25 protein-coding genes are annotated in these 26,372 nt (G+C 69.8%); 10 read left to right on the top strand and 15 right to left on the bottom strand.

Going from position 1 to position 26,372, the window contains the following annotated elements; genetic code table 11:
• Positions 1–214 precede the first annotated feature (214 nt).
• A complete protein-coding gene (locus ACFFC4_RS16550) occupies positions 215–772 on the bottom strand; it encodes a TetR/AcrR family transcriptional regulator (protein ID WP_375502849.1) in 558 nt (185 codons plus the stop codon).
• Positions 773–908: 136 nt separating this feature from the next.
• On the opposite strand from ACFFC4_RS16550, the gene ACFFC4_RS16545 reads away from it, so the two are divergent.
• Positions 909–2,408: an MFS transporter gene (locus tag ACFFC4_RS16545; RefSeq protein ID WP_375502847.1), complete on the top strand. Its 1,500-nt coding sequence runs from the start codon at positions 909–911 to the stop codon at positions 2,406–2,408.
• 462 nt (positions 2,409–2,870) lie between these two features.
• Here ACFFC4_RS16545 and ligD read toward each other — a convergent pair whose 3' ends face one another.
• The 9 genes from ligD to hpnC form a co-directional block, all read right to left on the bottom strand.
• Entirely contained in the window at positions 2,871–3,926 is a 1,056-nt protein-coding gene (gene ligD / locus ACFFC4_RS16540) for a non-homologous end-joining DNA ligase (protein WP_375502867.1), read from the bottom strand.
• Between the two features lie 254 nt (positions 3,927–4,180).
• Positions 4,181–4,693, bottom strand: coding sequence for an RNA polymerase sigma factor (locus tag ACFFC4_RS16535; protein WP_375502845.1), 513 nt, complete (start codon positions 4,691–4,693; stop codon positions 4,181–4,183).
• A 56-nt stretch (positions 4,694–4,749) separates the two neighbouring features.
• Positions 4,750–5,766, bottom strand: a complete 1,017-nt coding sequence (hpnH, locus tag ACFFC4_RS16530; protein ID WP_375502843.1) for an adenosyl-hopene transferase HpnH — start codon at positions 5,764–5,766, stop codon at positions 4,750–4,752.
• Positions 5,766–7,277: a 4-hydroxy-3-methylbut-2-enyl diphosphate reductase gene (ispH, locus tag ACFFC4_RS16525; RefSeq protein ID WP_375502841.1), complete on the bottom strand. Its 1,512-nt coding sequence runs from the start codon at positions 7,275–7,277 to the stop codon at positions 5,766–5,768. The genes hpnH and ispH overlap by 1 nt, the downstream gene beginning before the upstream one ends.
• Positions 7,274–9,169, bottom strand: a complete 1,896-nt coding sequence (gene shc / locus ACFFC4_RS16520) for a squalene--hopene cyclase (RefSeq protein ID WP_375502839.1) — start codon at positions 9,167–9,169, stop codon at positions 7,274–7,276. Before shc ends, ispH begins: the two co-directional genes overlap by 4 nt.
• Before the next feature lie 28 nt (positions 9,170–9,197).
• Positions 9,198–10,226 carry a polyprenyl synthetase family protein gene (locus tag ACFFC4_RS16515; protein ID WP_375502837.1) on the bottom strand — a complete coding sequence of 343 codons (1,029 nt, stop codon included), beginning with the start codon at positions 10,224–10,226 and terminating at the stop codon, positions 9,198–9,200.
• Positions 10,223–11,584, bottom strand: a complete 1,362-nt coding sequence (gene hpnE / locus ACFFC4_RS16510) for a hydroxysqualene dehydroxylase HpnE (RefSeq protein ID WP_375502835.1) — start codon at positions 11,582–11,584, stop codon at positions 10,223–10,225. Before hpnE ends, ACFFC4_RS16515 begins: the two co-directional genes overlap by 4 nt.
• The gene (locus ACFFC4_RS16505; RefSeq protein ID WP_375502833.1) at positions 11,577–12,446 is read right to left on the bottom strand and encodes a phytoene/squalene synthase family protein; all 870 of its coding nucleotides are present in this window, start codon (positions 12,444–12,446) and stop codon (positions 11,577–11,579) included. The genes hpnE and ACFFC4_RS16505 overlap by 8 nt, the downstream gene beginning before the upstream one ends.
• Entirely contained in the window at positions 12,446–13,324 is an 879-nt protein-coding gene (gene hpnC, locus ACFFC4_RS16500) for a squalene synthase HpnC (RefSeq protein ID WP_375502831.1), read from the bottom strand. Before hpnC ends, ACFFC4_RS16505 begins: the two co-directional genes overlap by 1 nt.
• 85 nt (positions 13,325–13,409) lie before the next feature.
• Here hpnC and ACFFC4_RS16495 point away from each other — a divergent pair, with 85 nt between their 5' ends.
• From ACFFC4_RS16495 to ACFFC4_RS16475, 5 genes are read left to right on the top strand one after another with little or no spacing between them, the layout of a single operon-like run.
• Entirely contained in the window at positions 13,410–14,804 is a 1,395-nt protein-coding gene (locus ACFFC4_RS16495; protein ID WP_375502829.1) for an aspartate aminotransferase family protein, read from the top strand.
• A 3-nt stretch (positions 14,805–14,807) separates the two neighbouring features.
• Positions 14,808–15,716 carry a DMT family transporter gene (locus tag ACFFC4_RS16490; RefSeq protein ID WP_375502827.1) on the top strand — a complete coding sequence of 303 codons (909 nt, stop codon included), beginning with the start codon at positions 14,808–14,810 and terminating at the stop codon, positions 15,714–15,716.
• A gap of 14 nt (positions 15,717–15,730) precedes the next feature.
• Positions 15,731–15,982, top strand: coding sequence for a hypothetical protein (locus tag ACFFC4_RS16485; RefSeq protein ID WP_375502825.1), 252 nt, complete (start codon positions 15,731–15,733; stop codon positions 15,980–15,982).
• 36 nt (positions 15,983–16,018) lie between these two features.
• On the top strand, positions 16,019–16,462 hold the full coding sequence (msrB, locus tag ACFFC4_RS16480; protein ID WP_375502823.1) for a peptide-methionine (R)-S-oxide reductase MsrB: 444 nt from the start codon (positions 16,019–16,021) through the stop codon (positions 16,460–16,462).
• 35 nt (positions 16,463–16,497) lie between these two features.
• Positions 16,498–17,928, top strand: a complete 1,431-nt coding sequence (locus ACFFC4_RS16475; RefSeq protein WP_375502821.1) for a serine/threonine-protein kinase — start codon at positions 16,498–16,500, stop codon at positions 17,926–17,928.
• 7 nt (positions 17,929–17,935) lie between these two features.
• Here the strand turns inward: ACFFC4_RS16475 and hemQ are convergent, their stop codons facing one another.
• From hemQ to hemE, 3 genes are read right to left on the bottom strand one after another with little or no spacing between them, the layout of a single operon-like run.
• Positions 17,936–18,622 carry a hydrogen peroxide-dependent heme synthase gene (gene hemQ, locus ACFFC4_RS16470; protein ID WP_375502819.1) on the bottom strand — a complete coding sequence of 229 codons (687 nt, stop codon included), beginning with the start codon at positions 18,620–18,622 and terminating at the stop codon, positions 17,936–17,938.
• Positions 18,623–18,626: 4 nt separating this feature from the next.
• A complete protein-coding gene (gene hemG, locus ACFFC4_RS16465; RefSeq protein WP_375502817.1) occupies positions 18,627–19,997 on the bottom strand; it encodes a protoporphyrinogen oxidase in 1,371 nt (456 codons plus the stop codon).
• The gene (hemE, locus tag ACFFC4_RS16460) at positions 19,994–21,016 is read right to left on the bottom strand and encodes a uroporphyrinogen decarboxylase (RefSeq protein WP_375502815.1); all 1,023 of its coding nucleotides are present in this window, start codon (positions 21,014–21,016) and stop codon (positions 19,994–19,996) included. The genes hemG and hemE overlap by 4 nt, the downstream gene beginning before the upstream one ends.
• A 136-nt stretch (positions 21,017–21,152) precedes the next feature.
• Here hemE and ACFFC4_RS16455 point away from each other — a divergent pair, with 136 nt between their 5' ends.
• The 4 genes from ACFFC4_RS16455 to ACFFC4_RS16440 all read left to right on the top strand — a co-directional run bounded on the left by ACFFC4_RS16455 (position 21,153) and on the right by ACFFC4_RS16440 (position 24,494).
• Positions 21,153–21,368, top strand: coding sequence for a hypothetical protein (locus ACFFC4_RS16455; RefSeq protein ID WP_375502813.1), 216 nt, complete (start codon positions 21,153–21,155; stop codon positions 21,366–21,368).
• Positions 21,369–21,387: 19 nt separating this feature from the next.
• A complete protein-coding gene (locus ACFFC4_RS16450; RefSeq protein ID WP_375502811.1) occupies positions 21,388–21,993 on the top strand; it encodes a DUF3000 domain-containing protein in 606 nt (201 codons plus the stop codon).
• Position 21,994: 1 nt separating this feature from the next.
• Entirely contained in the window at positions 21,995–23,251 is a 1,257-nt protein-coding gene (locus tag ACFFC4_RS16445) for an HRDC domain-containing protein (RefSeq protein ID WP_375502809.1), read from the top strand.
• A 337-nt stretch (positions 23,252–23,588) separates the two neighbouring features.
• A complete protein-coding gene (locus tag ACFFC4_RS16440) occupies positions 23,589–24,494 on the top strand; it encodes an HAD family acid phosphatase (protein WP_375502807.1) in 906 nt (301 codons plus the stop codon).
• Positions 24,495–24,510: 16 nt separating this feature from the next.
• Here the strand turns inward: ACFFC4_RS16440 and ACFFC4_RS16435 are convergent, their stop codons facing one another.
• The gene (locus tag ACFFC4_RS16435) at positions 24,511–25,653 is read right to left on the bottom strand and encodes a sensor histidine kinase (RefSeq protein ID WP_375502805.1); all 1,143 of its coding nucleotides are present in this window, start codon (positions 25,651–25,653) and stop codon (positions 24,511–24,513) included.
• Positions 25,650–26,351, bottom strand: a complete 702-nt coding sequence (locus ACFFC4_RS16430; protein ID WP_375502803.1) for a response regulator transcription factor — start codon at positions 26,349–26,351, stop codon at positions 25,650–25,652. The genes ACFFC4_RS16435 and ACFFC4_RS16430 overlap by 4 nt, the downstream gene beginning before the upstream one ends.
• Between the last annotated feature and the right edge of the window lie 21 nt (positions 26,352–26,372).

Here is a 26,372-nt window from a genome sequence, read left to right as displayed (position 1 = left end):
TCAGGTACGCGCGTGGCCGCCACGGTCGACGGCCGGACACCGGTGAGCGCTCACCGCATCGGCGACTCCACCGACCGTCTGCTGGCAAGGCCATTCAGAGTCAATCAGCCGTGAGAATTAACCGGCTGAGCTGACCGACGGGACGCAGGTCAGCGGGTAACGGCTGGGCTTTGCCCGAAACATCGCTGTGCGCCGACGGTCTCGGGGAAGCGTCTCATGACGTGAAGAGCATTGATCGGGCCAATTCGGTCGCGCGCCGCCGATCGCTGGCTGATACCGGCGACCTGAGGACGGCCGAGAGCATCGTGAGGATGATCCGCACGTCGGGCGCCGTAAGGTTCGCAGCTACGGACCCGAACTCTTGGGCTGCTTGGATGGGCTCGCGCAGGATTTCTTCGAAACGGCGACGCGCCCGGCGCAGGTCGTGCTCAGGCGCGCAGCGGGTGAGCAAGACGTCGCCGTACGGCGCGTTCTGCTGCTTGCGCGCCCATGCGCGAAACAGCTCCTCAAACTGCCCAGGACCGGGCGCGAGGCTTGCTACGAGCGCGTCCCAATGATCCAGAGCCGCATCGATGATGGCCTGCGACAGCGTCTCGCGAGTAGGGAAATGCCGGTAAACGGTGGCTCGCCCCACACCGGCAGCCAGAGCAATCTCGTCGTAGGGCAGGTCGACCTCTGCACGACTGACGATTGCGGCGGCGGCGGCCAGCAAGGCTTCATGGTTCGCTCGCGCGTCAGCTCGCTGCGAACCGCTACGCGCCTGCTGAGCCATTTCCGAATAGTAGCGAGGCGGCCTGTGAGCGAGATCTCACGCCGGATCACGGCCGAAGACACCGTCACGCCTCGGGCGTGCATATCTCCACCTAGTCTAGGTGAGACATTTCGTTCGTTTGCTCTATGGAGGCAGCGTGGCTATCCCGTCCGGTCCGCTTGCGGGTCGTTACCCGTTCGTGGCCACGATGGCAGTACTCGCACTGGTTCCCTACCTCGTACTTTCCGCGGCGTTGTCGCCGCTGATCCCGTTCATCGAGAGCGATCTGAGCATGAGCCCGCAGACGCTGTCGCTCGGGTTGGGGCTCGGGAACGCTGGTTACGCGGTCGGCACCGTCCTGGCGGTGTTGTTCGCCCAGCATCTGCCCCAGCGCTTCATGCTCGTCGTTTACGCAACCATGTCCGTTGTCGGTTCGGTGCTGTGCGCGGCCGCTCAGGACCCGGCGATGTTCATCATCGGTCACATCCTGCAGGGACTGTCCACAAGCTTGCTGCTGATCGCGGCCGTCCCGCCCCTCGCGCTCGGTTTCGGCGCTGAGAAGCTCAAACACACCGCAGTGATTTTGAGCGTATGCATCTTCGGTGCCGTCGCGGCCGGTCCGGTCTTCGGTGGGATCCAGGCCAACGCCCATGCGTGGCGTCCGCTGCTGTGGATCACGGTAGGACTCTCGGTGGCGGTGGTCATACTGGTGGTGCTGACCTACGAGCACACGCCCCCGGCCAACCGTGACGCACCGAAGGACCCGACGGCCATCGCCCTGGCGACTGCGGGGTCGATCGCGGCATTCTTCGGCGCCTCCGAGTTGACCACTCACGCGTTCGTCTCCGCCATCACGTTGATCCCCCTGCTCGGCGGGTTGCTGCTCATCCTCGTCCTCATCGTCTGGGAGACGAAGAGTCGTAATCCCCTGTTGCCGCTCGGACCGTTGCTGGAAAGCACGATCCCGGTCTCAGGTGTCACGATCGCGCTCTGTGCGGCGGCCGCGTCAGTGTCGGTGTCGGACCTCACGCTCAACCTGGTGACTGCGCAGCACGGGGCTCTGCATGCCGGCTTGCTGTTCCTTCCCGAACTCGCCGGGGCGCTCATCGCCGCGTTCGTCCTCGGCGCAGTGCTCGAAACCAAGCACCTGCAGTACCTACCGATGATCGGTATGGCGTTCCTCGCGGTCGGGATCGGAATCTTCCTCATCAAGGTTCCGTCAAGCCAGGGGTTGACGCTCGTCGGCTCGGGGTTCACCGGCGTGGGTCTCGGTGCGACGGTCTCTCCGGCGCTGTTCGGTGCAGGGTTCTCCCTGCCCGCGGCCAACCTCCAGCGCGTGTTCGCGATGATCGAACTGCTAAGAGGCGTGGCGGCGTTCATGATCGCCCCGATCTTTGTGCACTTCGTAGCGACCGTCGGAGGCTCTCCCGCAGCCGGCACCCGCGACGCGCTCTGGGTCAGTCTGGCAATCGTGGTGGGCGGTAGCGCTCTGGCGCTGGGCCTCTACTTCGCCGGTGGCGCCCGCCCGCAGACACCACAGATGACAACCTTCCTCAACGGTGATGAACCCGCCTGGCCGTCACCGCCGCTGCTGGCCCGCCTGCGCCGCACACCGGGCCGCGCCCCAGATGCCGCTGAGGACCCGGTACACGTATAAGGCCAAACTTGTACATCCGCCGCCTGTCCCTCGCGCACAAGTCCATCCCGCAGACAGAACCCACGGTCACGCAAGGCTTATCGACGCGGCATGCGGCATGCAGCCGGCGCACGCGGCAAAGCGACAGCTTTGGCACGCAGTTGCCGCAACGGCCACCGCCACTTCCGCGGTACACGAGCGCCGGTCGGCCTTCCCCCTAGAGACGAGGGTCGGAGCGACGCACAGCGGCGCGGACGCGGCTTTGCTGGGTAGCCGCGCCTGATGCGTGAAGGGGTGCAGGCCCAGGGTCTCGATCCTGGAACGGGACGAACCGGCTCGACTCCGCGTACTCACGGCGAGGGCCTACCCGTCGATATGCGCGATCTCGTGCATGGCTTGTCTCCTCACCGGCGCGCCAATTCCTCGGCGAAAGCCGCTCGCGCGAGGTGACAAGGGAAGCGCAGACTCGGCGTTCTGCGTGACCTATTTCGGCTCACCCGGGTCGGAGCGATCCGAAGTCTCGGCCCAGTTGGCTTTGTTCATCCTCGAGGGCTGAACGCGCGGCGGCTCGCCTTCCTGCTTCGGGAAGTTGGGTGGGTACGGGGCGTCGCCGACGCCGTTGGCCTCGTCACGTTCGGCCCATTCGAGCAGCGGCTCGATGTCCCACACCGCGTCGTCGATGCCTTCGTGCAGATCACCGAGCTCGGCGAAGCGGGCCGGCATGGTGGCGATGGTGAAGTCGTCCATCTCGACGTCAGGCAGCTCGTCCCAGGTGACGGGCGCGGAGACCCGGCCGACCGGGGAGCCGCGGACCGAATAGGCCGCCGCGATGGTGCGATCTCTGGCGTTCTGGTTGTAGTCGAGGAAGACCCGATCCTCGCCGCGCTCCTCCTTCCACCATGCGGTGGTGACGAGCGACGGCGCACGGCGTTCGACCTCGCGGGCAAAGGCGAGCGCGGCGCGGCGCACCTCGCGGAAGCCGAACCGCGGCTGGATGCGGACGTAGATGTGGATGCCCTTGGACCCGGACGTCTTCGGCCAACCGACGGCGCCCAGCTCGTCGAGCACCTGGTGTACCACCACTGCGACCTCCTTGCACTCGGCCAGAGCGGCCCCCGGGCCGGGATCGAGGTCGATGCGCCATTCGTCAGGGTGCTCGGTGTCGGCCCGGCGGGAGTGCCAGGGGTGGAATTCGACCGTCGACATCTGCACGGCCCACGCAAGGTCGGCGGCCTTGGTCACGCACAACTCGTCGGCCGTGCGGCCAGACGGGAAGCGCACCTGGACGGTCTCGACCCACTCGGGCGCGCCCTTGGGCAGCCGCTTCTGGTAGATCTTCTCGCCGTCCGTGCCGTCGGGGTAGCGGTGCAGCATGCAGGGCCGCTCGCGCACCGCCCGCACGATGCCCGGCGCGACCGACAGGTAGTAGTCGATCAGGTCGAGCTTGGTCTCGCCCCGGGCCGAGAAGTAGACGCGGTCGGGGTTGGTGACGCGCACGGCGTGCGGTCCTACCTGGATCTCGGTGCTCGGCGACGCCATGTGTCCCAAGCTAACGCGTGCACTGGTCAGCGTGGGTGAAGCTGGATGGACGCCGCCGTGCAGTCGGCAGCTAGGACCTGCGCCGAGCACCGAGACCTGGTGCGGCGTGAAGCCGATGGTGGCCCCGTCCGGGTCGGTGGCGAATGAATGGGCGGAGCCGCCCAGCTGGTGGACCCGGTCGGTGATGGCGACCTCGGCCTGCTTCAGCCGAACCCCGACCGCATGGGACCCGCCGCTCGTGGCGACCGCGCAGGTCACCGGGCTGGCGCCGGCGACGTCGTTGCGATCGTTCCCCCGCGCAAAGACGAGCGTCGAGACGACAGCCAGGACGAGCACCGCTGCGGCAACGAGCCCGGCAGCCAGCCAGCTGTTGTGGGGGCGGGTCGACGCGTCATTGATCCGGCGGTCGACAGTCGGTCAAAGGCACTCTCGACGCGTCGCGAGGTGTCGAGGCGAGCCACGACACCGTCGGCCGGATCAGTAGCAGAAGCAGAGGTGTCGAGCTGTGTCGCGCGAACGCTCAACCGGTCCCGACGCCCCCGTGCGCGGTGGGCGTGCAGGACGTGATTCGCTGCGGTCCGGTAAAGCCAGGGCAACGGCGGTTCCGGCACCCGGTCACGCGATCGCCAGGCCGCGGAGAACACCTCGGCCACGACGTCATCGGCGTCGGCGACCCGCCGGCGTGCGTAGGCGAGCACCGCTCCGTGGTGCGTGCGGTACAGCTGCTCGAACCATACTTCGTCGCGGGCGGGCTGACCTTGGCTCACGTCCACCTGTTCCCGGCACCGGCCCCAGCGTTACCGGACGCCGCCGGGTGCCCGAGTCAACCCTGCTCGCGCAAAGCCCGCAGGCCCTCCTTGAGCGAACCCATCGTGGCCAGGACCGCGGTGGGCTCGTAGCCGCAATGGGCCATGCAGTTGTTGCAACGCTCATCGCGTCCGCGGCCGTAGGCGTCCCAGTCCGTCGTCTCGACGAGCTCCTGATACGTCTTCACGTAACCGTCGTTCATCAGGTAGCACGGCTTCTGCCAGCCGAGCAGCGAATAGGACGGGATGCCCCAGGCGGTGCAGCCGAACTCCTTCTTGCCCTCGAGGAAATCGAGGAACAGCGGCGAGTGATTGAGCCGCCAACGCTTGCGGTTGCCGTCGCCGAACGCCTTCGAGAACAGCTCCCGCGTCTCGGTGACCCCGAGGAAGTGGTCCTGGTCGGGCGCCTTCTCGTAGGCATACGCCGGCGAGATCATCATGCTGTCGACCTGGACCTCGTCGTTGAGGAAGTTCAGCACGTCGATGATCGTCTGCGGGGTGTCGGTGTTGAAGAACGTCGAGTTCGTCGTGACCGTGAAGCCCTTGGCCTTCAAGAACTTGATCGCTTCGACTGCCTCGTCGAAGACACCGGCCTTGGACACCGATTCGTCGTGCCGCTCGCGCAGCCCGTCGACGTGGATGGCGAACGACAGGTACTCCGACGGCTTGAGGTCGAAGCGGTCCCAGCGCTTGCGCACCAGCTCGGCGTTGGTGCACAGCACGACGTACTTCTTGCGCTTGGTCAGCTCATTGATCATGACATCGATCTGCGGGTGCATGAAGGGCTCGCCACCGGCGATCGAGACGACGGGTGCGCCGGACTCCATGACGGCGTTGACCGCCTGCTCGACGGGCATGCGCTGGCGCAGGATCTCGTGCGGATGCTGGATCTTGCCGCAGCCGTTGCACGCGAGGTTGCAAGCGAACAGCGGCTCGAGCTCGACGACGAACGGGAACTTGTCCTTGCGCTTGATGTAACGCTGGTTGATCCCGTACCAACCGATGCGCAGAGCCTGCTTCAACGGAACAGCCATTACCCAGCAACTCCCTTCGGGAGGGTGAACGTGACGTCCTCCCTCGTGTGCACCCGCTCGGTGACCTCGACGGGGCCAAGGGCACGCAACGTGCCGACCACCTCGTCGACGAGATGGGGCGGGGCCGACGCGCCGGCGGTGATGCCGACGCGGGTGTGTCCGGCCAACCACTCCGGCAACAGTTCGGTGGCGTCGTCGACCAGGTGGGCCGCGACGCCGGCACGCTGCGCGACCTCGACGAGGCGCAGCGAGTTGGACGAGTTCTTCGAGCCAACCACGACGACGACGTCGGCCTCGATCGCCAGCTCGCGAACTGCGCCCTGGCGATTGGTGGTGGCGTAGCAGATGTCGTCCGTGGCCGAGCCCTCGATCGTCGGGAACCGCCGGCGCAGGGCGTCCACGGTGGCGACCGCGTCGTCAAGTGCGAGCGTGGTCTGCATCAGGTACGACACGTGCGTCGGGTCGTCGACGGCCACCCGCTCCGCCTCGGCAGGCGTCTGCACCAGCTGGATGCGGCCGGGCACCTCGCCGAGCGTGCCCTCGGTCTCGTCGTGGCCTGCGTGGCCGATCAACAGCACCGTGTCGCCCCGGGCGCTGAAGCGACGCGCCTCGGCGTGCACCTTGGCCACCAGCGGGCAGGTCGCGTCGATGACGGTGAGACCGCGTCGATCGGCCTCGACGCGTACGGCCGGTGCCACACCGTGCGCCGAGAAGACGACGGTCGTGCCGTCGGGGACCTCGTCCAACTCATCGACGAACACCGCACCGCGGCTCTCGAGATCCCGCACGACGTGCGCGTTGTGCACGATCTGACGGCGGATGTAAACCGGGTGCTGGTAGCGCTGCAGGGTCAACTCGACGATGTCGATCGCCCGTTCGACACCGGCACAGAACGAGCGTGGTTCGGCCAGCACGACCGACCGTTTCCCGGTCAGCGCGGCCCAGGACGTCAGCACCGGCCCGAGGCGACGCAGGGTGTGCAGCGCGCGCACGCCGTTGGTCACCGTGGCCGGGCGTAGCACCGGCACGGCGGCGGTGTCGACGATGACGCGCACGACGGCCACCGGCACACCGCGGGCCGCGAACGACCGTGCGATCGGCGCGGACTCCATGTCGACGGCGAGCGCCCCGGTGGCGAACAGCGTCTCGCGCTCGTCGCCGCCACCGACGATGCGGTCACGGGTCACGACCGGTCCGTGGTGCACGCGCAGGCCGAGCCGGCGCAGCTCCGCCACCAGTGGCGCGGCCGCGCGCAGCACCGTGCGGCCCTGCACGCCACGCACCTCGCTGGCCACCACGACGTCGCCGGGGCGCAGCGCCGGGTCGAGGCCGCCGGCAACGCCCGCAACGACCACCGCGTTGGGCCGCAGCGTCTCGCCGCGGGAACGGATCCAGCGCTGCACCCGCTCGGGACCCATGCCGCAGCGCTCGAGCTGCCCGCCGTCGACCTGCCCCCGCAGCGCGGCGTGCTCGGTGCGCAGGGCGGTGACGACGAGCAGGTCGGACGTCATCGACGGCCGTCCAGGCCGAGGTAGCGCCCGATCGCGCTGATGGGGAACACCAGCCGGTACATCTCGTAGCTGAGGTAGAAGTCGCCCGGGAACCCGGTGCCCGTGTAGAGCTCCTCGTCCCACCCGCCGTCCGCGCGCTGGGTGTCGACGAGCCAGCCGATGCCCCGCTCGACGGCCGTCGAGTCGTGCTCATCGGCGGCGAGCAGAGCGAGCAACGCCCACGCGGTCTGCGACGGCGTGGACTCGCCGCGGCCCGCCCACGACGGGTCGACGTAGGAGCGCAGGTCCTCGCCCCAGCCGCCGTCGACGTTCTGATGCTCGACGAGCCAGGCCGTCGCGCGTCGGATCGGCTCTGTATCGGGCGTGATGCCGGCGGCGACGAGTGCCGGCACGACCGCGCCGGTGCCGTAGACGTAGTTGGTGCCCCAGCGACCGAACCACGACCCGTCGGCCTCCTGGGCGTCGAGCAACCAGCGCACTCCCCTGGCCAGCGACTCGTCGGTGGCACCTGCATCGCAGTGCGCCAACATCTCGACGGCGTGGGCCGTGACGTCGGCCGACGGCGGATCGATGACAGCGCCGAAGTCGGAGAACGGGATCTTCTCGACGAGGCGCCGGGTGTTGTCGGCGTCGAAGGCACCCCATCCGCCGTCGCGCGACTGCATGCCCTTGACCCATGCGATACCGCGCTCGACCGCGGCCTTGACAGACGGGTCCTGGTCCTTGACGCGGTCCAGAGCGAGCACCACCTCGGCGGTGTCGTCGATGTCGGGGTAGCCGTCGTTAGCGAACTCGAAGGCCCAGCCGCCGGGTTCGAGGTCGGGACGCTTGACGGCCCAGTCGCCGGGGCGGCGGATCTCCTCGCCGACGATCCAGGTGACGGCCTTGTCGAGCACCGGGTCCTCGAGATCGGCGCCGGCGTCGAGCAGGGCGGTGGCGGCGAGGCAGGTGTCCCAGACCGGGGACTGGCAGGCCTCGAGCCAGCGCACAGGCCCCTCGGGTGTCGCCTCGTGCACGAGGAAGGTGTCGAGCCCGGCGATCGCGGTGGACAGCACCGGGTGGTCCATCGGGTACCCGAGCAGGTGCAGCGCGAGGATCGAGTAGACCCACGGCGGCTGGATGCCGCCCCACCCGCCGTCGTCCTCCTGGCGGGCGATGATCCACTCGGCGGCCTGGCGCAACGCCACACCCCGCCCCGGCTGCACCGGCGAGCGGTCGTACAGCTTCAACGCCTTGTCCAGCAGGCTGAATCCGGTGGCGTACAGGCCGCGGGGCGCAGAACGACGCCGCCCGGTCCGCAGCTCCGACACGGTGAACGGCAGTGGACGCACCGGGCGCAGCGTGGTGACGACGCAGATCGGCACGACCGTCTGCCGGGCCCAGCAGCCGAAGTCGTAGACGTTCAGCGGCATCCAGGACGGCAGCAGCACGACCTCGGGCGGCATCGACGGCAGGTCGTCCCACGCCCACTCGCCGAACAGCGCGAGCCAGATGCGGGTGAAGACGCGGCTGGCCTCGATGCCACCAAGTTCGAGGACGAACGCGCGGGCGCGGCGCAGGTGTGGCGCGTCGGCCGAATCGCCGGCGAGCCGCAGCGCGACGTAGGCCTCGATCGTCGTCGACAGCTCGCCCGGGCCGCCGGTGAAGGTGGCCCAGGTGCCGTCGGCCCGCTGCTGGCTGCGGATCCAGCGGGCCGACTGCTCGAGCTCGTCGGCGGTGAGGATGCCGAGGAACTGTCGCATGAGCAGGTCCTCGGCATCCATGGTGACGTTTGTGCGCAGCTCGCCCTTCCACCAGCCCCCCGCCGCCTGGCGCGAGTTCAGGTGCGCGCGCGCGTTGGTCAGCGCTGCCAGCGCATCCGTCCGGACATCGCTCTTGCTTGCTGTCGTCACGCCTCTACCTCCCGGGTGCGCTTGTGCGTCAACGGTTTCGTCGGATCAGGTATTCGGCCACCTCGCGGAGTTCTGCCACGGCCTGCTCGTCGGCCAACGGGATTCCGGCCAGCAGGTCCAGCGCCTCGTCCAGCAGCCGCTGCGCCTCGGCGTTGGCCCAGGCAACCCCGCCGGCCCGTTCGATGAGCTCGACGGCGCGGGCGATGTCGACCTCCGACGTCGGCGGTCCGCCGGCCAGCAACCGGCCCAATTCGTGGGCGGCCTCGCTGTCGGCGCGCAGGCTCACCACCACTGGGACGCTTCGCTTACCGGCTCGCACGTCCGAGGACGCGGACTTGCCGGTGACGGCGGGATCGCCCACGACGCCGAGCACGTCGTCGATCAGTTGGAAGGCGATGCCGATCAGCCGGCCGACCTCGTGCAGCCCGTCGACGACGCCTTGCTCCGCGCCGGCGGACAACGCGCCGAGTGCGAGCGAGCCCGCGATCAGCGCTGCCGTCTTGCCCTCCTCCATGGTCAGGATGTCCTCGACGGAGGCCGTGTCGTCGCTTTCGTAGTGCAGGTCGGCTGACTGCCCGCTGATCAGCGCCTGGACGGTGTCCAGCAGCACGGGCAGCGTCCGCTCGGGATGCGGCCCCTGGCGCAGCAGCACGTCGAACGCGGCGCCCATCATGGCGTTGCCGGCCAGGATGGCCTGGCCCTCGCCGAATACGACCCACCCCGTCGGGCGGTGCCGCCGCTCGACGTCGCGATCCATGATGTCGTCGTGCAGCAGCGAGAAGTTGTGGATCAGTTCGACGGCCACCGCGGCGGCCACCCCCGGCTCGGGTGACCCGCACACGGCTCGTGCCGCCAGCAACGCCAATGCTGGTCGGACGGCTTTCCCACCACCTGATTCAGCCGCGCCGTCGGCGTCCCACTGGCCGAGCTGGTAGCCCGCGACAAGGCGCACGCGGTGGTCGGCCAACCGTTCGACGCTCGCCCGGACCGCCGGCTCGAAGATCGGCCGGGCCCAGCCGATGGCGCTCGGCGTGTCGGCTCCGGTCGTGCTCCTCATGCGCTGCACCTCGATACGTCCCTCTGGGACGCGACTCGCAGCGCGGCGTCGGCCGCGCGGATGCCACTGCGCACCGCGCCCTCCATGGTGTCCGGCCACCCGGTGGCCGTCCATGAACCAGCCAACCAAACGCCGTTGAGGCCGGATTCTGTTCCGGGCCGCAACGCGGCCGTCCCGGCGGCCTGACGGAACGTGGCGTGCCGCTCACGGGTGACGAAGGCGTCCAGTACCTCGGCGTCGCGGGCGCCGGGCAGCAGGCGGGCCAGTTCGGGAACGAAGCGCTCAATGATGCGTGGGGCGGGTACGTCGATGAGATCGACGGCTGCGGAGACGGTGACGGCCAGGTACTGGGCGCCCGGTCGGCTCGACGTGAGGCCGGACGTCGAGGTGCGGTCGAAGAACCACTGCACCGGCGAGTCGACGCCCGCCGCGAAGTCGAGGTCGGTGACGCGGCGGTCGTAGATCACGTGCACGTTGACGATCGGGGACGTCTGCAGGTCGCGCGCGCCGGCGACGTCGGTGCCGGCCAGCTCGGGGGCCACGGCGAACGCGACGCGCGGTGGTACGGCGAGCACGACGTCGCGGGCCTGGACGACGTGCCGGTCCTGTCCGTGCCGAACGCTCACCCGCCCATCTTGGCCAACCGATTCGACGTGGTGACGCAGGCACACCATGACGCCGGCCGCCGCCAGCGCGCGTTGCGCAAGCGTCGAATGCAGTTCCCCGAGTGGTGCGTCGGCATAGCCCACGTCGCCCGCGTCGGCGCGGTCGAGCACGCCGGTTCGAAACACCTTGGCGGCCAGCGCGAGCGACGCGTCGTCGGGGTCGATGTTCAGGGTGGCGACCGCGAGCACCGCCCACAGGGCGTCGACCGTGGCCGTGGTCTGGCCGTGTCGGCGCAGGTAGTCGCCGAGGGTGTGCATGTCGAGCGTGGAATCGTCCGGGTCGAGCATTCGCAACGCGAGAGCGCCGCGCACCGCGCGCAGCCGGTCGAGCGGCGAGAGCAGCGGGTAGGTCGCGAGCGTCATGGTCAGGTGCGAAGGGGCCGGCAAACCCGGTGTACGTCGCAACCTGGCCGAGCGACCATCGGGACGCAGAACGCGGATGTCCAGGTGCGGTTGCAGGACCGTCTGCGCGGTGCCGCCGATGCGCTGCAGAAACCCGCGGTACGCCGAACAACAGCGCAGGAAGACGTGCTGGCCGTTGTCCACGGACAGCTCCCCCCGGCGAAACGACGACGCCATGCCACCCAGGCGCGTACGGGCCTCGAGCAGGGTCACGCGCGCGCCTTCGTCGGCGAGGCGCAGGGCAGCGGAAATACCGGCTAGTCCCCCACCGACCACGACAACATCAGCCATGCCGGCCCGCCAGGGCCCCGGCCGCAACGCGCAGCTTGACCGACGGGGGCAGCGACATGCGCCCGGTCATCATCTGTGCCGGGTCGGCGGCGATGCGCCGCAGCAGCTCGACGTAGATGCCGGCCATCGCGCCGCAGCACGCCGCACTGCGGCGATCGAGCAGCGGCAGCAGCTGGAGACCGCGGTCGTACCAGCCCCACGCCCGAGCGGCCTCGAAGCGGACGAGCTCGGCGAGCGCGCCGCCGCACGGGTCGAGGTGCCCGTCGCCGCGCACCGACAGCGTCACGCCGAACAGGTCGAGGTCACGCGTCGGTAGGTAGACGCGACCGTTGATCAGGTCCTCGCGTACGTCGCGCAGGATGTTGGTGAGCTGCAGTGCCACGCCGAGGGCGTCGGCATGGTCGGCGGCCCTTGCGAATTCAGCCGGCAACAGCCCGGGGGCGAATACGCCGAGCGACAGCCGGCCGATCGAACCGGCCACGCAGCGGCAATAGTGCACGAGGTCGTCGAGGTCGGCGTACTTGTGGCCGGTGACGTCCTGCTCACAACCGTCGACGAGTTCGCCGAACGCGTCGAGGGGAATCGGCAGTCGTTCGGCCGCGTCGGCCAGCGCCACGAGCACCGGGTCGTCGGGACGGGCCGACGGGTCAACCGCGTCGGCGCGGGCTCCAGCCAGCAGCTCCAGCTTGCGGTCGTCGGGCAGGTCGCCGTCGCCGATGTCGTCGATGCGCCGCGCGAAGGCGTACACCGCCGACAGCGCCCGGCGCTTCTCGTCGGGCAACAGGCGGATGCCCCAGGCGAAGTTCTTGGCCTCGGTCCGAGTGATGCGTTCGCACTCGGCGTACGCGGTGGAGACGTCCATCAGCGCCTGACCCAGAGCCAGGCCGCGGCGCGCGCCGTGCGCGCCTTCGACGGCGTAACCGGCCGAGCGAGGACCTCGTGGTCGGCGCGCTCGAGCGCGTCGGCGGTGGCCAACCCGCCCGCGACGTAGCCGGTGACGGCGAGGCGCGCCCAGCCCGACAACCGGCTCACCAGCGGCCGGCCCTGCTCGAGCAGCCCGCGGGCGCGCGTCACCTGCTCGGCCAGCACGGCCCGCAGCGCCGGGGACGTCCCGGCGGCGCGCAGCGCGGTGTCGGCCACGCCGTGCGAGCGCAGTTCGGCCGCCGGCAGGTAGACGCGACCTCGACGGGCGTCCTCGCCGACGTCCTGGCAGTGCTCGAGCACCTGCAACGCAGCGCACACGGCGTCGGAGTCGGCGATGTTTTCCCGATTGGCCGCGCCGGCGACGTGCAGCACGATCCGCCCGACCGGAGCGGCGGAGAGCCGGCAGTAGCCGAGCAGGTCGTCGAACGTCTCGTAGCTCGTCCGGCGCTGATCCACCCGGTTGGCCTCGACGAGGTCGAGGTACGTCGTCAGGGGCACCGCCCGACGGGTAGTGACGGCGGCAAGATCAACGACCGGTGGGAGCGTGGGCGTGCCGGCACCGAGCAGCAGGACGTCCTGCTCCAGGAGGTCGAGCAGGTGCAAGCGGCCGTCGGTATCGGTCGGGGCCTCGTCGCCCACATCGTCGACGAACCGGGCGAAGCGGTAGACGGCTGCGAGGTCGGCACGTATCTCAGCGGGTAGAACCCGCAGGGCGACCGGGAAGTTTTCGGCACTCATCTGGCCGGCCGAGCGTCGGGCGAGCGTGCGCAGCAGCGCTGGATCGGCCGTACCGTCAACCTCACCCGCCGCCGTCATGCTCGCACCCCCGCTCGGCATACTGATGCAACAAACTTAGCCAGGCTAACGACCTTCCTCTCACCGGTATATCAGAATGGCGCACATGGGCACCTCGGAACCGTTCCGGCTGGCCGACCTCGTCTCGACCCGCGGCGATGAGCGGTACGAGCTGCACCGCCGCCATCTCAACCCGCAGCTGCCGCGCATGCTGCACGCGATCGGCTTCGACAAGACCTACGTGCGCGGTGAGGGCACGTACCTCTACGACGAGCAGGGCCGCGACTACCTCGACATGCTCGCCGGCTTCGGCGTGTTCGCGCTCGGCCGGCATCACCCGGTCGTGCGGCAGGCGCTGCACGACGTGCTCGACGCCGGGCTCGCCGACCTGACCCAGTTCGACGCGCCCGTGCTGGCCGGCCCGTTGGCCGAGGCGCTGCTCTCGCACGTCCCGCACCTCGACCGCGTGTACTTCTCGAACTCGGGCACCGAGGCGGTTGAGGCGTGCCTGAAGTTCGCCCGCTACTACACCGGCCGCAAGCGGATCCTGTACTTCGGCGGCGCGTTCCACGGGCTGACCGCCGGCTCGTTGTCGGTGAACGGCGGCAAGGATTTCCGCAAGGGTTTTGGCACCATGCTCCCGGGTACGGCGCTGCCGTGGGGCGACCTCGACGCGCTCGAACGCGAGCTCGCCCACGGTGACGTCGCCGGTCTGCTGATCGAGCCGGTACAGGGCAAGGGTGTGCAGGTCGTACCGCCCGTTTTCCTGCTCGAGGCCCAGCGCCTGCTGCGTTCCTACCGGGCGCTGCTCATCGCCGACGAGGTGCAGTGCGGGCTGGGGCGCACGGGTGAGTTCTTCGCCTTCCAACGCGACGAGGGCGTCGAGCCCGACCTGGTCGCGGTGGCCAAGGCGCTGTCCGGCGGGTACGTGCCGGTGGGCGCCACACTCGGCCGTGACGAGATCTTCGGCAAGGTCTACTCGAGCATGGACCGCGTCCTCGTCCACGACTCGACGTTCGGTTCGAACGCCCAGGCCATGGCGGCCGGCCTGGCCACGCTGCACGTGTTGGAGCACGAGGACGTCGTCGAGAACGCGCGGGTCGTCGGGGCCGAGTTGCAACGCCGGCTGACGGAACTGGTGCCGCGCTACGAGCTGCTGCACGAGGTCCGCGGGCGTGGCCTGATGATCGGTATCGAGTTCGGCCCGCCCGTGTCGTCGCTCAAGCTGCGCGCCCACTGGCGGGCCCTGCAGCTTGCGCGCAAGGGCCTGTTCGCGCAGACCGTGGTCCACGCGCTGTTCCACCGGCACGGCATCCTGACGCAGGTCTCCGGCGACCACATCGAGGTCATCAAGCTCATCCCGCCACTGATCATCGGCGAGGCGGAGATCGACCGGTTCATGACCGCGTTCATCGAGGTCATGGACGACGCACACGCCGGGCTCGCGCTCACCCGCGACTTCGCGGTCACGCTGGCCGGCTCCCGTCGACGATCGGAGTGAGGCGTGGGCGCCGCCGACCTGCTGAGCTACCTGCTGGCCGCGCTCGCGGCGACCGGAAACGCGCTCGCGAACGTCATGCAGCGCAAGTCCAGCCTGGAGCAGGACCCGGAGCGCTCGTTCGGCGCGGGCCTGCTGTGGGACCTCGTCCGCTCCCCTACCTGGCTCGTCGGTTTCCTCGGTCTGGTCGGGTCGTTCGTGCTGCAGGCCGTCGCGCTCGGCTTCGGCCAGCTCTCGGCCGTCGAGCCGATCATCACCCTCGAGGTCCCGCTGACCCTGCTCGTGGCGGCACGCGTCTTCGGCAGCCGCCTGCACCGTCCGGAGTGGACGGGCATCCTGCTCATGACCGCGGGCATGATCATGCTCGTCGCAGCGCTGGCGCCGCGTCCAGGCACCGAGACCCAGGTGCGGTCGCTGACCTACGCGGTGGCCGGCGGCGCCACCGCGGCCACCATCGCGCTGCTTGTCGGGCTCGCGCGCCGCGGCGGGCCGATCTGGCGCACGGCCTGCCTGGGCATGGCCACCGGTACGAGTTTCGGACTCACCGCGACGTTCATCAAGGAGACCATCTCGCAGGCCGACGCGCGCGGCATCGTCGGCGTCCTGACCACCTGGCAGACATACGTCGCCGTCGGGTTCGGCGTCGTGGGCCTCGTTGTCATGCAGTGGGCGCTGCACACCGGGCCGCTGCTGGCCGCCCAGCCCGGCTTCACGCTCATGGACCCGCTGGTCTCGGTCCTGTGGGGTGTCCTCGTCTTCGACGAGATGACGCGCACCGGCTGGTGGCTCGTGCCGGCGACCGTCGGCGGCATGGCTGTGGGCCTCGGCGTACTGCTGCTGGCCCACTCTCCCCTGTTGGCGGATCTCAACGAGCAGTCGACCGAGCGCACCGTCGGCGAACCGGCTGCCGCCTGACCTACGCTGGCCCGGTGTGGACGACCGATCGTGACGACGAGGACGAGCCGGAAGGCCCTGTCCCGTACGTCGACGGCGCCTGGGGACGGACGGCCAACCCGAACACCGTTGAGGGCGAGCTGCAGAACATGGCCGCTTTCGGCAACGGGCTGGCCCGACTCAGCGGCCCGCGTCGCGTCGCGGCCAAAGTGGTGGTCTGGCTGCTGCTCATCGGCGTCCTGCTCACCATCGTCTACGGCGCCTTCGGGATCGTCAGGATCTGGTAAGCGACGACCTGAGCTCGGCGCAGTACCGTCGAGGGCATGTGGCGCACCAAGGAAGACCTCCCCGAAGCACCCGTCAGCAAGTCCGATGAGGAATGGCGCGAGCAGCTCGCGCCCGATGAATACGCCGTGCTGCGCAAGGCCGGCACGGAGCCCGCGTTCACCGGCGAGTACACCGACAACCACCGCGAGGGCAGTTATAGCTGCCGGGCGTGCGGGCACGAACTGTTCCGCAGCGAGGCCAAGTTCGACTCGCACTGCGGCTGGCCCAGCTTCTTCACCCCGCTTGCCGGCGAGAACATCATCGAGCGCAGCGACCGCGCGATGGGCATGGTCCGCACCGAGGTGCTGTGCGCGAACTGCCACAGTCACCTCGGACACGTGTTCAGCGGCGAGAGTTACGGCACGCCCACCGACCTGCGCTACTGCATCAACTCGATCTCGCTGACGTTCGCCGATGACACCCAGGGCGTCACCGGCTGAACGGTCTTCAGCTCCACCCGGCATGATCGACGGTTATGGCCGAAGAAGTCTGGCGCATCGCGCAGCGCTACCGCGTGCTCGGCCGGATCGGGTCGGGCGGCATGGCCGACGTCGTCCGCGCGCGCGATGAGCTCCTGGACCGTGACGTAGCGGTCAAGGTGTTCCGCAGCCTGCCGACGACGCCGGACACCGCCATGAGTGTCGAGCGCCAGCAGGCCGAACTGCGTGCCCTTGCCCGCCTGAACCACCCCAACCTCACCGTGCTGTACGACGGGTCGATCGTGGGGCAGGACGGCCCGGCCTATCTTGTCATGGAGCTCATCGAGGGTGGCAGTCTGGCCGAGGCCATCGAGAACGGCGGCCTGGGCATCGAGCACACGGCCGAGGTCGGGGCGCAGGTCGCCGACGCCCTGGCGTTCGTGCATACGGCGGGCATGGTGCACCGCGACGTCAAGCCGGCCAACATCCTGCTGGGTACAGATCGCATCGCCGACACCGACTTCGGACGGGCCCGACTCACCGACTTCGGCATCGTGCGCCTCGTCGGCGACGAGCCGTTGACCCAGGCCGACATGACTCTCGGCTCGGCGTCCTACCTCGCTCCCGAGCAGACCCGCGGATCGGGCGTGGGGCCGCCCGCCGACGTGTACGCCCTCGGCCTCTCGCTGCTCGAAGCCCTGACGGGACGCCGCTCGTTCGAGGGCCCGGCGCTCGAGGCAGCCATGGCCCGTCTGACGAACGACCCGTTCGTGCCGAACGACCTGCCGCAGCCGTGGCCCGGCCTGCTGCACGCCATGACTGCCCGCGACCCGGCGCACCGGCCCACCGCGGCGCAGGTCGCCAAAGCGCTGCGCAACACCGACACCATCGCGGCCGCACTGGCAGTACCCGTGCCGGCCCTGTTGCCCCCGCCCGGGGCCGACAACACGACGGCCTACCTCCCGCGCAGCGCGGTGGCGGCGGCAGGTTCGACGACCGCGTTGCCGCCCACCGGCAGACCTCCTGTCGGGCCGCCGCCGGTCCGGGCGCTGCGTCCCGCCGAACCTCCGCCGCCACCCCCGCGCCGGGTGCCGGTCTGGGTCGCGGTCCTCGTCGGCGTCATCGCTGTGCTGGCCCTTGTCGGCGTCATCCTGCTGGCGACGTCCGACTCCGGCAGTGGTGGCGGCGGTGCGAGCACGCCGGCGTCCACACCGCGGACCACGGCACCGACCACGCCTGCCCCGGAGACGAGTGCGGCGTCGAGTGAGCCGCAGGACAGTTCAGCGCCCGCCTCGGACAGCGCGGCGCCGAGCAACGACTCGTCGCCGCCGTCGTCCACCCCGTCGTCATCGGCGTCTACGACGCCGTCCTCGGCCACTTCGACGACCGGTGCCAGCAGCAGCGCGTCGTCGAGTTTGTCGATCCCGGCCGTCGTGGTCCCACCCGGGCAGGTCGGCAAGGCGACGAAGACGAAGAAGCCCAAGTAGCCCGCCGTTACGGCAGGGCGTCGACGATCTCGGCGACGCTGCGGCGCCGGCCGGTGTAGAACGGCACCTCTTCGCGGACGTGCCGGCGGGCGCCGGACGCGCGCAGGTGGCGCATGAGGTCGACGATGCGGTGCAGCTCGTCGGCCTCGAACGCCAGGATCCACTCGTAGTCACCGAGAGCGAACGAGGACACCGTATTGGCCCGCACGTCCTTGTAGTCGCGAGCCATCTGACCGTGTTCGGCGAGCAATGCGCGGCGCTCCTCGTCGGGCAGGAGGTACCACTCGTAGGAGCGCACGAACGGGTAGACGCTGACGTACGGACGCGCCTCCTCGTCGGCGAGGAACGCCGGGACATGGCTCTTGTTGAACTCGGCCGGACGGTGCAGCGCCATGTTCGACCACACCGGCTCGAGATACCCGCCGAAGCGGGTCCGCCGGAAGCGGGAGTACGCCTCCTGCAGCTCGTCCGAGGTCTCGGCGTGCCACCAGACCATGACGTCGGCGTCGGCCCGCAACGCCGAGACGTCGTACGTGCCGCGTACGACGATGTCCTTGCTCTCGAGGTCGTCGAACAGGTCCTGCACCTCGGTCGCCAACGACGTCCGGTCGACGCCGAGCGGGCGGGCGGAGCGGAACACCGACCAGGCGGTGTAGCGGACGACGTTGTTGAGTTCACGGGCCGACTTCGTCATACGTTCAGTGTCCTCCTCGGACGGCGCGCACTGCGGCGCGGGCGCTGGCGATGCAGGCGGGCACGCCGACGCCGTCGAACGCCGCTCCGCACACAGCCAAGCCGGGCACGTGAGCGACGTCGGCCCGCACCCGGGCGATCCGCTCGACGTGCCCGACGTCGTACTGCGGCAGGCCGCCGCCCCACCGGGTGACCACCGCGTCGATGGGCTCGGCCGTCACCCCGATCAGCGGGCGCAGCTCGTGCCGGACGAGGCGGACGAGCGCGTCGTCGGGCAGCTGCAACGCGGCCGTCTCACCGGCCCGGCCCACCGACGCCCGCAGCACAGTGCGCGCGCCCGCGTCCAAGGGCCACTTATTGGTCGACAACGTCAGCGCTTTGACGGCCAGCCGCTCCCCCGCGCCGACGAGCAGGCCGCTACCGGCGGGCACGTCGATGTCGTCGAAGGCGAGCGCGACGATGGCCGAGCTGGCGGTGTCGACCTGGTGGAGCTCCCCCGCGGCGCCCGGGGCCACGCCGCGCAGCAGCCGGGCGGCCTTCGACGGGGGAAGTGCGACGATGACGGCGTCGGCGTCGATGCACTCCGCCTGCGGGGTCGCGCCAACGGTCAGCGCGAACCCGGTCGGGGTGCGGACGAGCTTGCGGACGGTGGCCGAGGTGCGCACCGTGAAGCGTCCCGACCCGGCGAGGGCGCCGGGCAATCGGCCGATGCCGCCGCGCAGGCTGGTGAAGATCGACCCGGCGCCGGGCGCCCGCGTTCCGGCGCCCGTGACGGCGGCTCGCGCGGCCTCGACGAGCGACCCACCGTCGGCCAGCGCCTCGGCCAGCTTGGGCACCGTTGCGCGCAGCGACAGCGCGTCGGCGCGTCCGGAGTAGACGCCGCCCAGCAACGGTTCGACGAACCGGTCGACGACCTCGTCACCCAGCCGGTCACGGACGAGCGCGCCGACCGCGACGTCAGCGGTCAGCGGCGGTAACGGGTCGCGTGCGGGCTCAGCAGCGATGGCGGCCAGCGCCTGCTCCGACAGGGCACCGGACGCGCGGGCGGCCTCGACGTCGGATGGGATGCCCATCATCGTGCGGGCCGGCAGAGCGTGGTTTCGACCGCCTGCCCGTACCCGGGCCGACGTCGTGAGCGGCGCGATGCGCTGATCGGCCAGGCCGAGTTCCTCGATCAGCTGCAGCGCCTCAGGGCGCGTCGTCAACATCGACTCGGCGCCCACGTCGAGGGTCACGCCGCCCACCTGCTCGGTACGCAACTTCCCGCCGACCTGCAGTGACGCCTCGAAGACGGTGACGTCGAAGCCGGCCTCGGCCGCGGCCCACGCGGCGGTGAGGCCGGAGATGCCACCGCCGACCACGACGAGGGTCGTCATTTCAATGATTTGACGGTGTCGACGATGCGCGTGAGGACGTCCGGGTCGGTGTCCGGCGGAACGCCGTGCCCGAGGTTGAAGATGTGCCCGTCAGCCGCACGGCCCTGTTCGACGACCCGGCGGACCGCGGCGTCGACCACGGCCGGTCCGGCGCCGAGCAGCGCGGGATCGAGGTTGCCCTGCACCACCGCACCGGGCCCGAGACGGCGGGCCGCCTCGTCGAGCGGCACCCGCCAGTCGACCCCGACGACGTCGGCTCCGGCACTGCGCATCGCAGCCAACAGCTCGCCGGTGTTCACCCCGAAATGGATCCGTGGCACGGTGCCGGCCAGTGGCTCGAGCACCGCCCGGCTGTGCGGCAGCACGAACTCCTCGTAGTCGGCAAGCGACAGCGTTCCGGCCCAGGAGTCGAACAGCTGGACGGCCGAGGCGCCGGCGTCGATCTGCACGCGCAGGAACTGTCGCGCAATGTCGGCCAAGCGGGCGAGCAGTGCGTGCCAGAGGTCGGGATTGCTGTGCATTAACGACTTGGTGAGCGCGTGATCCTTCGACGGCCCGCCTTCCACCAGGTAACTGGCCAGCGTGAACGGCGCGCCGGCAAAACCGATCAGCGGCGTCGGCCCGAGTTCGCGGGTCAGTGTCTGCACGGCCTCGGTGATGTACGGGACGTCCGCGGCGTCCAGCGGACGCAGCCGGTCGAGATCGGCGGCTTCGCGGATCGGCTTGTCGACGACCGGCCCCACCCCGGCGACGATGTCGACACCGACGCCGATCGCTACGAGCGGCACGACGATGTCGGAGAAGAAGATTGCCGCGTCGACGCCATGCCGGCGAACGGGCTGCAGGGTGATCTCGGTGATGAGGTCCGGGGTGCGGCAGGCCGCCAGCATCGAGGTGCCGACCCGCAACGCGCGGTACTCCGGCAGCGAGCGGCCGGCCTGACGCATGAACCACACCGGCGGGCGGCTCGCTGGACGCCCGGTGGCCGCGCGCAGGAGCAGGGATTCCGAGGTCGTCATGACCTTGCCATCGTCCCACGCCGGTTCGCACGTCTGTTCGGCGCGCCTGCCCGAAATGGTCGGACCCGCGTGGCACGTTTGGCTTCCAGCCACGAGCACTGTTCCGCTCGTCCGGCGCAGGAAAGGAGAGTCACTGATGTCGCCCCAGCCGATATGGGATTCGTTGTTCGTGTACTGCCCGACCTGCGCCCGCGAGAGCCTTGCCGAGGCGCCGCCGTGCGCCGACGGTCACGACGACCGGTGCCCCGACCTCGTCTGCCTGGACTGCGGGACCGCGCTGTTCGATGCGCCGATCGTCGAGTTCGTCAGGCCGATGCCCGTCTCTCATCTCCGCCCGCGGCACGCGGCATGACCACCCTCCTCGTCGTCACATGACCGCCGCCACGCCGGGGGCCCGCATGACCGAAGAGCGACCCACCGATGCGCCCGCTGCCGTGCGTCCTGCGATCTTCGTCGAAGCGGTGGACAACCTCGGCGCCACCCGCATCCGTCCCGAGGTCGTTGTCGAGCCGTTGCGCCCGCCGCAGCGGCTGGCCCCGTGGAGCTGGGCGCTGAGCGCCGACATCATCGACCCGGACGGCGGCGATCTCGCCTCCGGTCGCCTTGTCCTGCTGCACGACCCCGACGGCCACGACGCGTGGGACGGCGTACTGCGCCTCGTGGCGTACGCCTCCGCCGAGCTCGACGAGCAGATGGGTGTCGACCCGATGTTGCCCACCGTCGGCTGGAGCTGGCTCACCGACGCCCTCGTCGAACGCGGCGCCGCGCACCGGGCAGCCGGCGGCACCGTCACCCAAACAACCTCGACCCGCTTCGGCGATCTTGCCGGGCCCGCGACGACGATCTCGCTCGAGATGCGAGCCTCGTGGACGGCCGACTCCGCCGACCTCGGACCGCACCTGCTCGCCTTCGTCGACCTGCTGTGCACGGCGGCTGGATTGCCACCCGAGGGTGTCACCATCCTGTCCTCGAGCTGACGTGGTCGACGACCCCGGCCCCACCGACGAAGCAGTCAACACCGAACCCGAGGTTCCGCCGGTCCCGGTATTGCGCGAGCCGCGCGACGGTGTGCCCGAGCCGCTGGTCGACGCCGAACGGCTGGACGCGCTGGTCACGTCCCTGGCGGCCGGCAGCGGACCCGTCGCGCTCGACGCGGAGCGGGCATCGGGCTACCGCTACAGCCAGCGCGCTTACCTGGTGCAGCTGCGCCGGGCGGGCACCGGCAGTGCGTTGATCGACCCGATCGCGCTGCCCGACCTCTCTACCGTCGGCGAGGCCATCGGCGAGGCCGAGTGGATCCTGCATGCCGCATCCCAGGACCTACCGTGCCTGGATGAGGTCGGCATGCGCCCGGCGCGGCTGTTCGACACCGAGCTCGCCGGCCGGCTGCTGGGCGACGAGCGCGTGGCCCTCGGGACCATGGTCGAGAAGCACCTGGGCATCGGGCTCGAGAAAGGGCACTCGGCCGCGGACTGGTCCACCCGTCCGCTGCCGTACGACTGGTTGATCTACGCGGCGCTGGATGTCGAGCTGCTCGTGCAACTGCGGGACGTGCTCGCCGATCTGCTCGCCGAGGCCGGCAAGACCGACTGGGCGCAGCAGGAGTTCGAGGCGGTGCGGTTGGCGCCCGCGTCGGCGCCGCGGGTCGATCCGTGGCGCCGCACCTCAGGCACTCACAAGCTGCGCAACCGACGGCAGCTCGCCATTGTCCGTACCCTTTGGTATGCCAGGGATTCGTACGCTGCGGAGCGCGACATCGCCCCCGGCCGGGTGCTACCCGACGCCGCGATCGTCGACGCCGCCCGCAACGCGCCGGCCTCGGCCCGCGACCTCGCCGCCCTGCCGGTGTTCGGTGGCCCCCGTCAGCGGCGCCGCCTCGACCGCTGGTACGGCGCGGTCGCCGAGGCCCGCGCACTGCCCGACGAGGAACTGCCGCCGATCACCAGCGGAGTCGGCGACGGCATGCCCGCCGCCTCGCGCTGGCGTGAGCGCGATCCCGAGGCCGCGGCGCGCCTGGCCCGGGCGCGCGATGCGATCAGCACGGTGGCCGAGGAACACACCGTCCTGAGCCAGAACCTGCTGGCCTCCGACCTCGTGCGCCGGGTGTGCTGGGAACCGACCGCCGCCGACCCCGACTCCGTCGCCGAGCGGCTCGTCGAACTCGGCGCGAGGCCGTGGCAGATTTCCCTCACGGCCGGTCCGCTCGCGACGGCCTTGACGCCGGTGACGGAGTAAGCCCGTCCGGCCTGACACGCCGCAGAAAATTGTTCAAGATCTTTCGTCGGCAGCGCTCCGGAGGGGCCTTTCTGTCGGACCCCGTCCATATCGTTTTCGGTATGGACGGGGCGGTGGTCGACGACGCGATGAACGCGTTGCGCGCTGCGGTAGACGGGGTGCTCGCGCTGGATTGCGACACCGTGCCCGCGCTGAAGCTGGCCGGGGTGCTCACCGGGTTGGAGGTGCAGCGGCGCCGCCTGGACGATGCCCGCGAGCCCTACCAGGGGGTTGGCCTGTCAGGCCGAGTCAGGGAAGGTAGGCACGACTGTTTCGCACCTTCTGGAAGGTTGTGTCGATGGCTCGTCTGTCCCCCCTCCCGACTCGGCTGCGGACGCTGCCCACGCGGGTCACCACCGGCGTTGCCGTGCTCGGGGTCGCCGGCCTGGTAGCCGCGGGCACCGCGGGGGCCTACAGCTCGCACGGCGGCCCGGCGGTCCCGGCGCCGCCGACCAGCCCCACCCACGCGAATCAGATCCAGAACATCGACCAGGTGAAGACGGCCATCAAGGGCTATTACGGCGACACCACTACCCCGCTGCCCGGCGGACCGGCCGTCGACCCGATCACCACCGACGGCGCCGACGTCACGCTGCACTACCCGTCCGTCGGCAGCGCGTACGACAGGGAGCTGGGCCGCATCACCCGCACCGCAGCCACGTACCTCGCAAAACCAACCGAGGGGCACGGCGCCAAGGCCAAGGCGAAGAAGGCAATCGTCCTGGACGTCGACGACACGACGCTCAACACCTACAACTACGAGATCTACTCGAACTTCGTCTACAACCCGGCGCAGAACGCGGCCTTCGTCAACAGCGCGGCCTTCCCAGCCGTCTTCCACATGGTGCAGCTCGTGACTAAAGCCAAGGCCGAGGGTTATACGATCTTCTTCCTCACCGGACGTGGCGAGGTCCAACGACCCGGCACCGACACGAACCTGACCAAGGTCGGGTACCCGGTGGTCGACAGCCAGGTCTACCTCAAGGACCTGACCAAGCCGATCTACGCGTCCTGTTATGTCGCCGTACCGACCTCGACCAACCCGACGTGCACGACGACCCAGTACAAGTCGTTGACGCGTCGCTACATCGAGTCTCTGGGTTACGACATCAAGGCCAACTTCGGTGACCAGTACAGCGACCTCGCGGGTGGCTACGCCGACCGGACCTTCAAATTGCCGAACCCGATGTACTACCTGCCGTAGTCACACCCGCAGCGTGTCAGTCGGCGCCGTCGGCGGTAGCACCGGCAGACACCGCCGCCTGCTCACTGGTGTCGCGGGGGAGGTCGATGCGCAGCGACAGGCCGCCGAACGGCGGCGCGGCGGCGGTCAACTTGCCGCCATGGGATTCCACGATCAGTTTGACGATAGCCAGGCCCAGGCCGGCGCCGCGGGTCGCAGTGCGCACCCGCCCGCCGCGGCGGAACGGCTCGAAGAGCCGGTCGACGTCGTCGGAGGAGATCACCGCCCCGCCGTTGGCCACGTGCAGCCAGGCCTTCGTCGACGATTGCCCGGTGGTGATCCGCAACCAACCGTCGGGGACGTTGTGCCGGATCCCGTTCTCGACCAGGTTGCCGATCAACCGCTCGAGCAGGCGCGGGTCGCCGACCACCGCTGCCGACTCGACCTCGGTCTCGATGTGGATGCCCTTGGCGTCGGCCTCCGTCGCGACGGCATTGAGAGCCGACGGGACGAGCCACGCGAGGTCGACCGGTTCGGTGACCTCGAGGCCGCGCCCACCGACAGCCTGCAATCGGGCCAGGGTCAGCAGCGACGTGACGAGACGCTGGGCGCGCTCGGTGGCGTCGGCGACCACGCTGCCCATGCGCCGCAATTCCCGGGCGTCGGCGTCCGGGTCGCTGAGGGTGACCTCGAGCTCGGTGCGGATCACCGACAGCGGAGTACGCAGTTCGTGACTGGCGTTGGCGACGAACAGCTTCTGGCTGTCGAAGGCCGCGTCGAGCCGGCCGAGCATGTCGTCGAAGGTGTCGGCGAGTTCGCGCAACTCGTCCTCGGGTCCGCCGAGGTTGATGCGCTGGTCGAGGTTCTCGGTCGACAGCGCCCTGGCCGTTTGGGTCAGCCTGGCGATCGGGCGCAGTGACTGGCGCGCGAGCATGTAACCGCCGATGGTGCCGACCAGGACGATGATGCCGAAGAACAGCAGGCCGGTACTGAACAGGTAACCGAGCGCCTGATGCTGCGCGACATCGATCGCGGCCCGGTTCTGATCGTTCTTCGCCGAGTCGAACGCGCGACTCAGCAGAATGACGCTGGTCGCCAGCAGCGATATCCCGACGAGCAGGACAAGTCCGCCGTAGAGCAGCGCCATGCGTACGCGCAGCGTCGGGCGGAACAAGCTCACTTGCCCGTCCCGGCTCCTTCGTGTCCTTTGCCGAGCACCTCGGGATCGATGCGGTAACCCGACCCGACAACGGTGTCGATGATGGCCGGCTCGCCGAGCTTGCGGCGCAACGTCATCATCGTCACCCGGACGGTCGTGGTGAACGGGTCGGCGTTCTCGTCCCACACCCGGTCGAGCAGTTCCTCACTGCTGACGACGGCACCGTTCGATGTCATCAGCGTCTCGAGGACGCCGAACTCCTTGCGGGTGAGATCAACAAGCTCGCCGTGTCGAGTGACCGTTCGCTTGGACGAGTCGAGCTCGATGTCGCCGGCCTGCAACACGGGCGGTGCCGCCGGCGTGGTGCGCCGGCCGAGCGCCCGCACGCGGGCAACGAGTTCCTGGAACGCGAACGGCTTGGCCAGGTAGTCGTCGGCGCCGAGACCCAGGCCGGTGACCTTGTCCTCGACGGTGCCGCTCGCGGTCAGCATCATGACGCGAGTGAGGATGTCCTCGTCGCGCAACCGCCGGCAGATCTCGTCACCGGACAGGCCCGGCAGGTCGCGGTCGAGCACGACGACGTCGTAGCGCGTCAGCGCCGCCTTGCGATACCCGTCGTCACCATCGGTGGCGACGTCGACAGCCATGCCCTCCCGGCGTAACCCACGGGCCACCGCCTCGGCCAGCTGGACTTCGTCCTCCACTACAAGGATGCGCATGAACCTCTCCCTCCCCCGTTA

Source organism: uncultured Jatrophihabitans sp. (assembly GCF_964244045.1).
Lineage (GTDB): Bacteria > Actinomycetota > Actinomycetes > Mycobacteriales > Jatrophihabitantaceae > Jatrophihabitans.
This window is presented reverse-complemented; position numbering and strand designations above follow the sequence as displayed.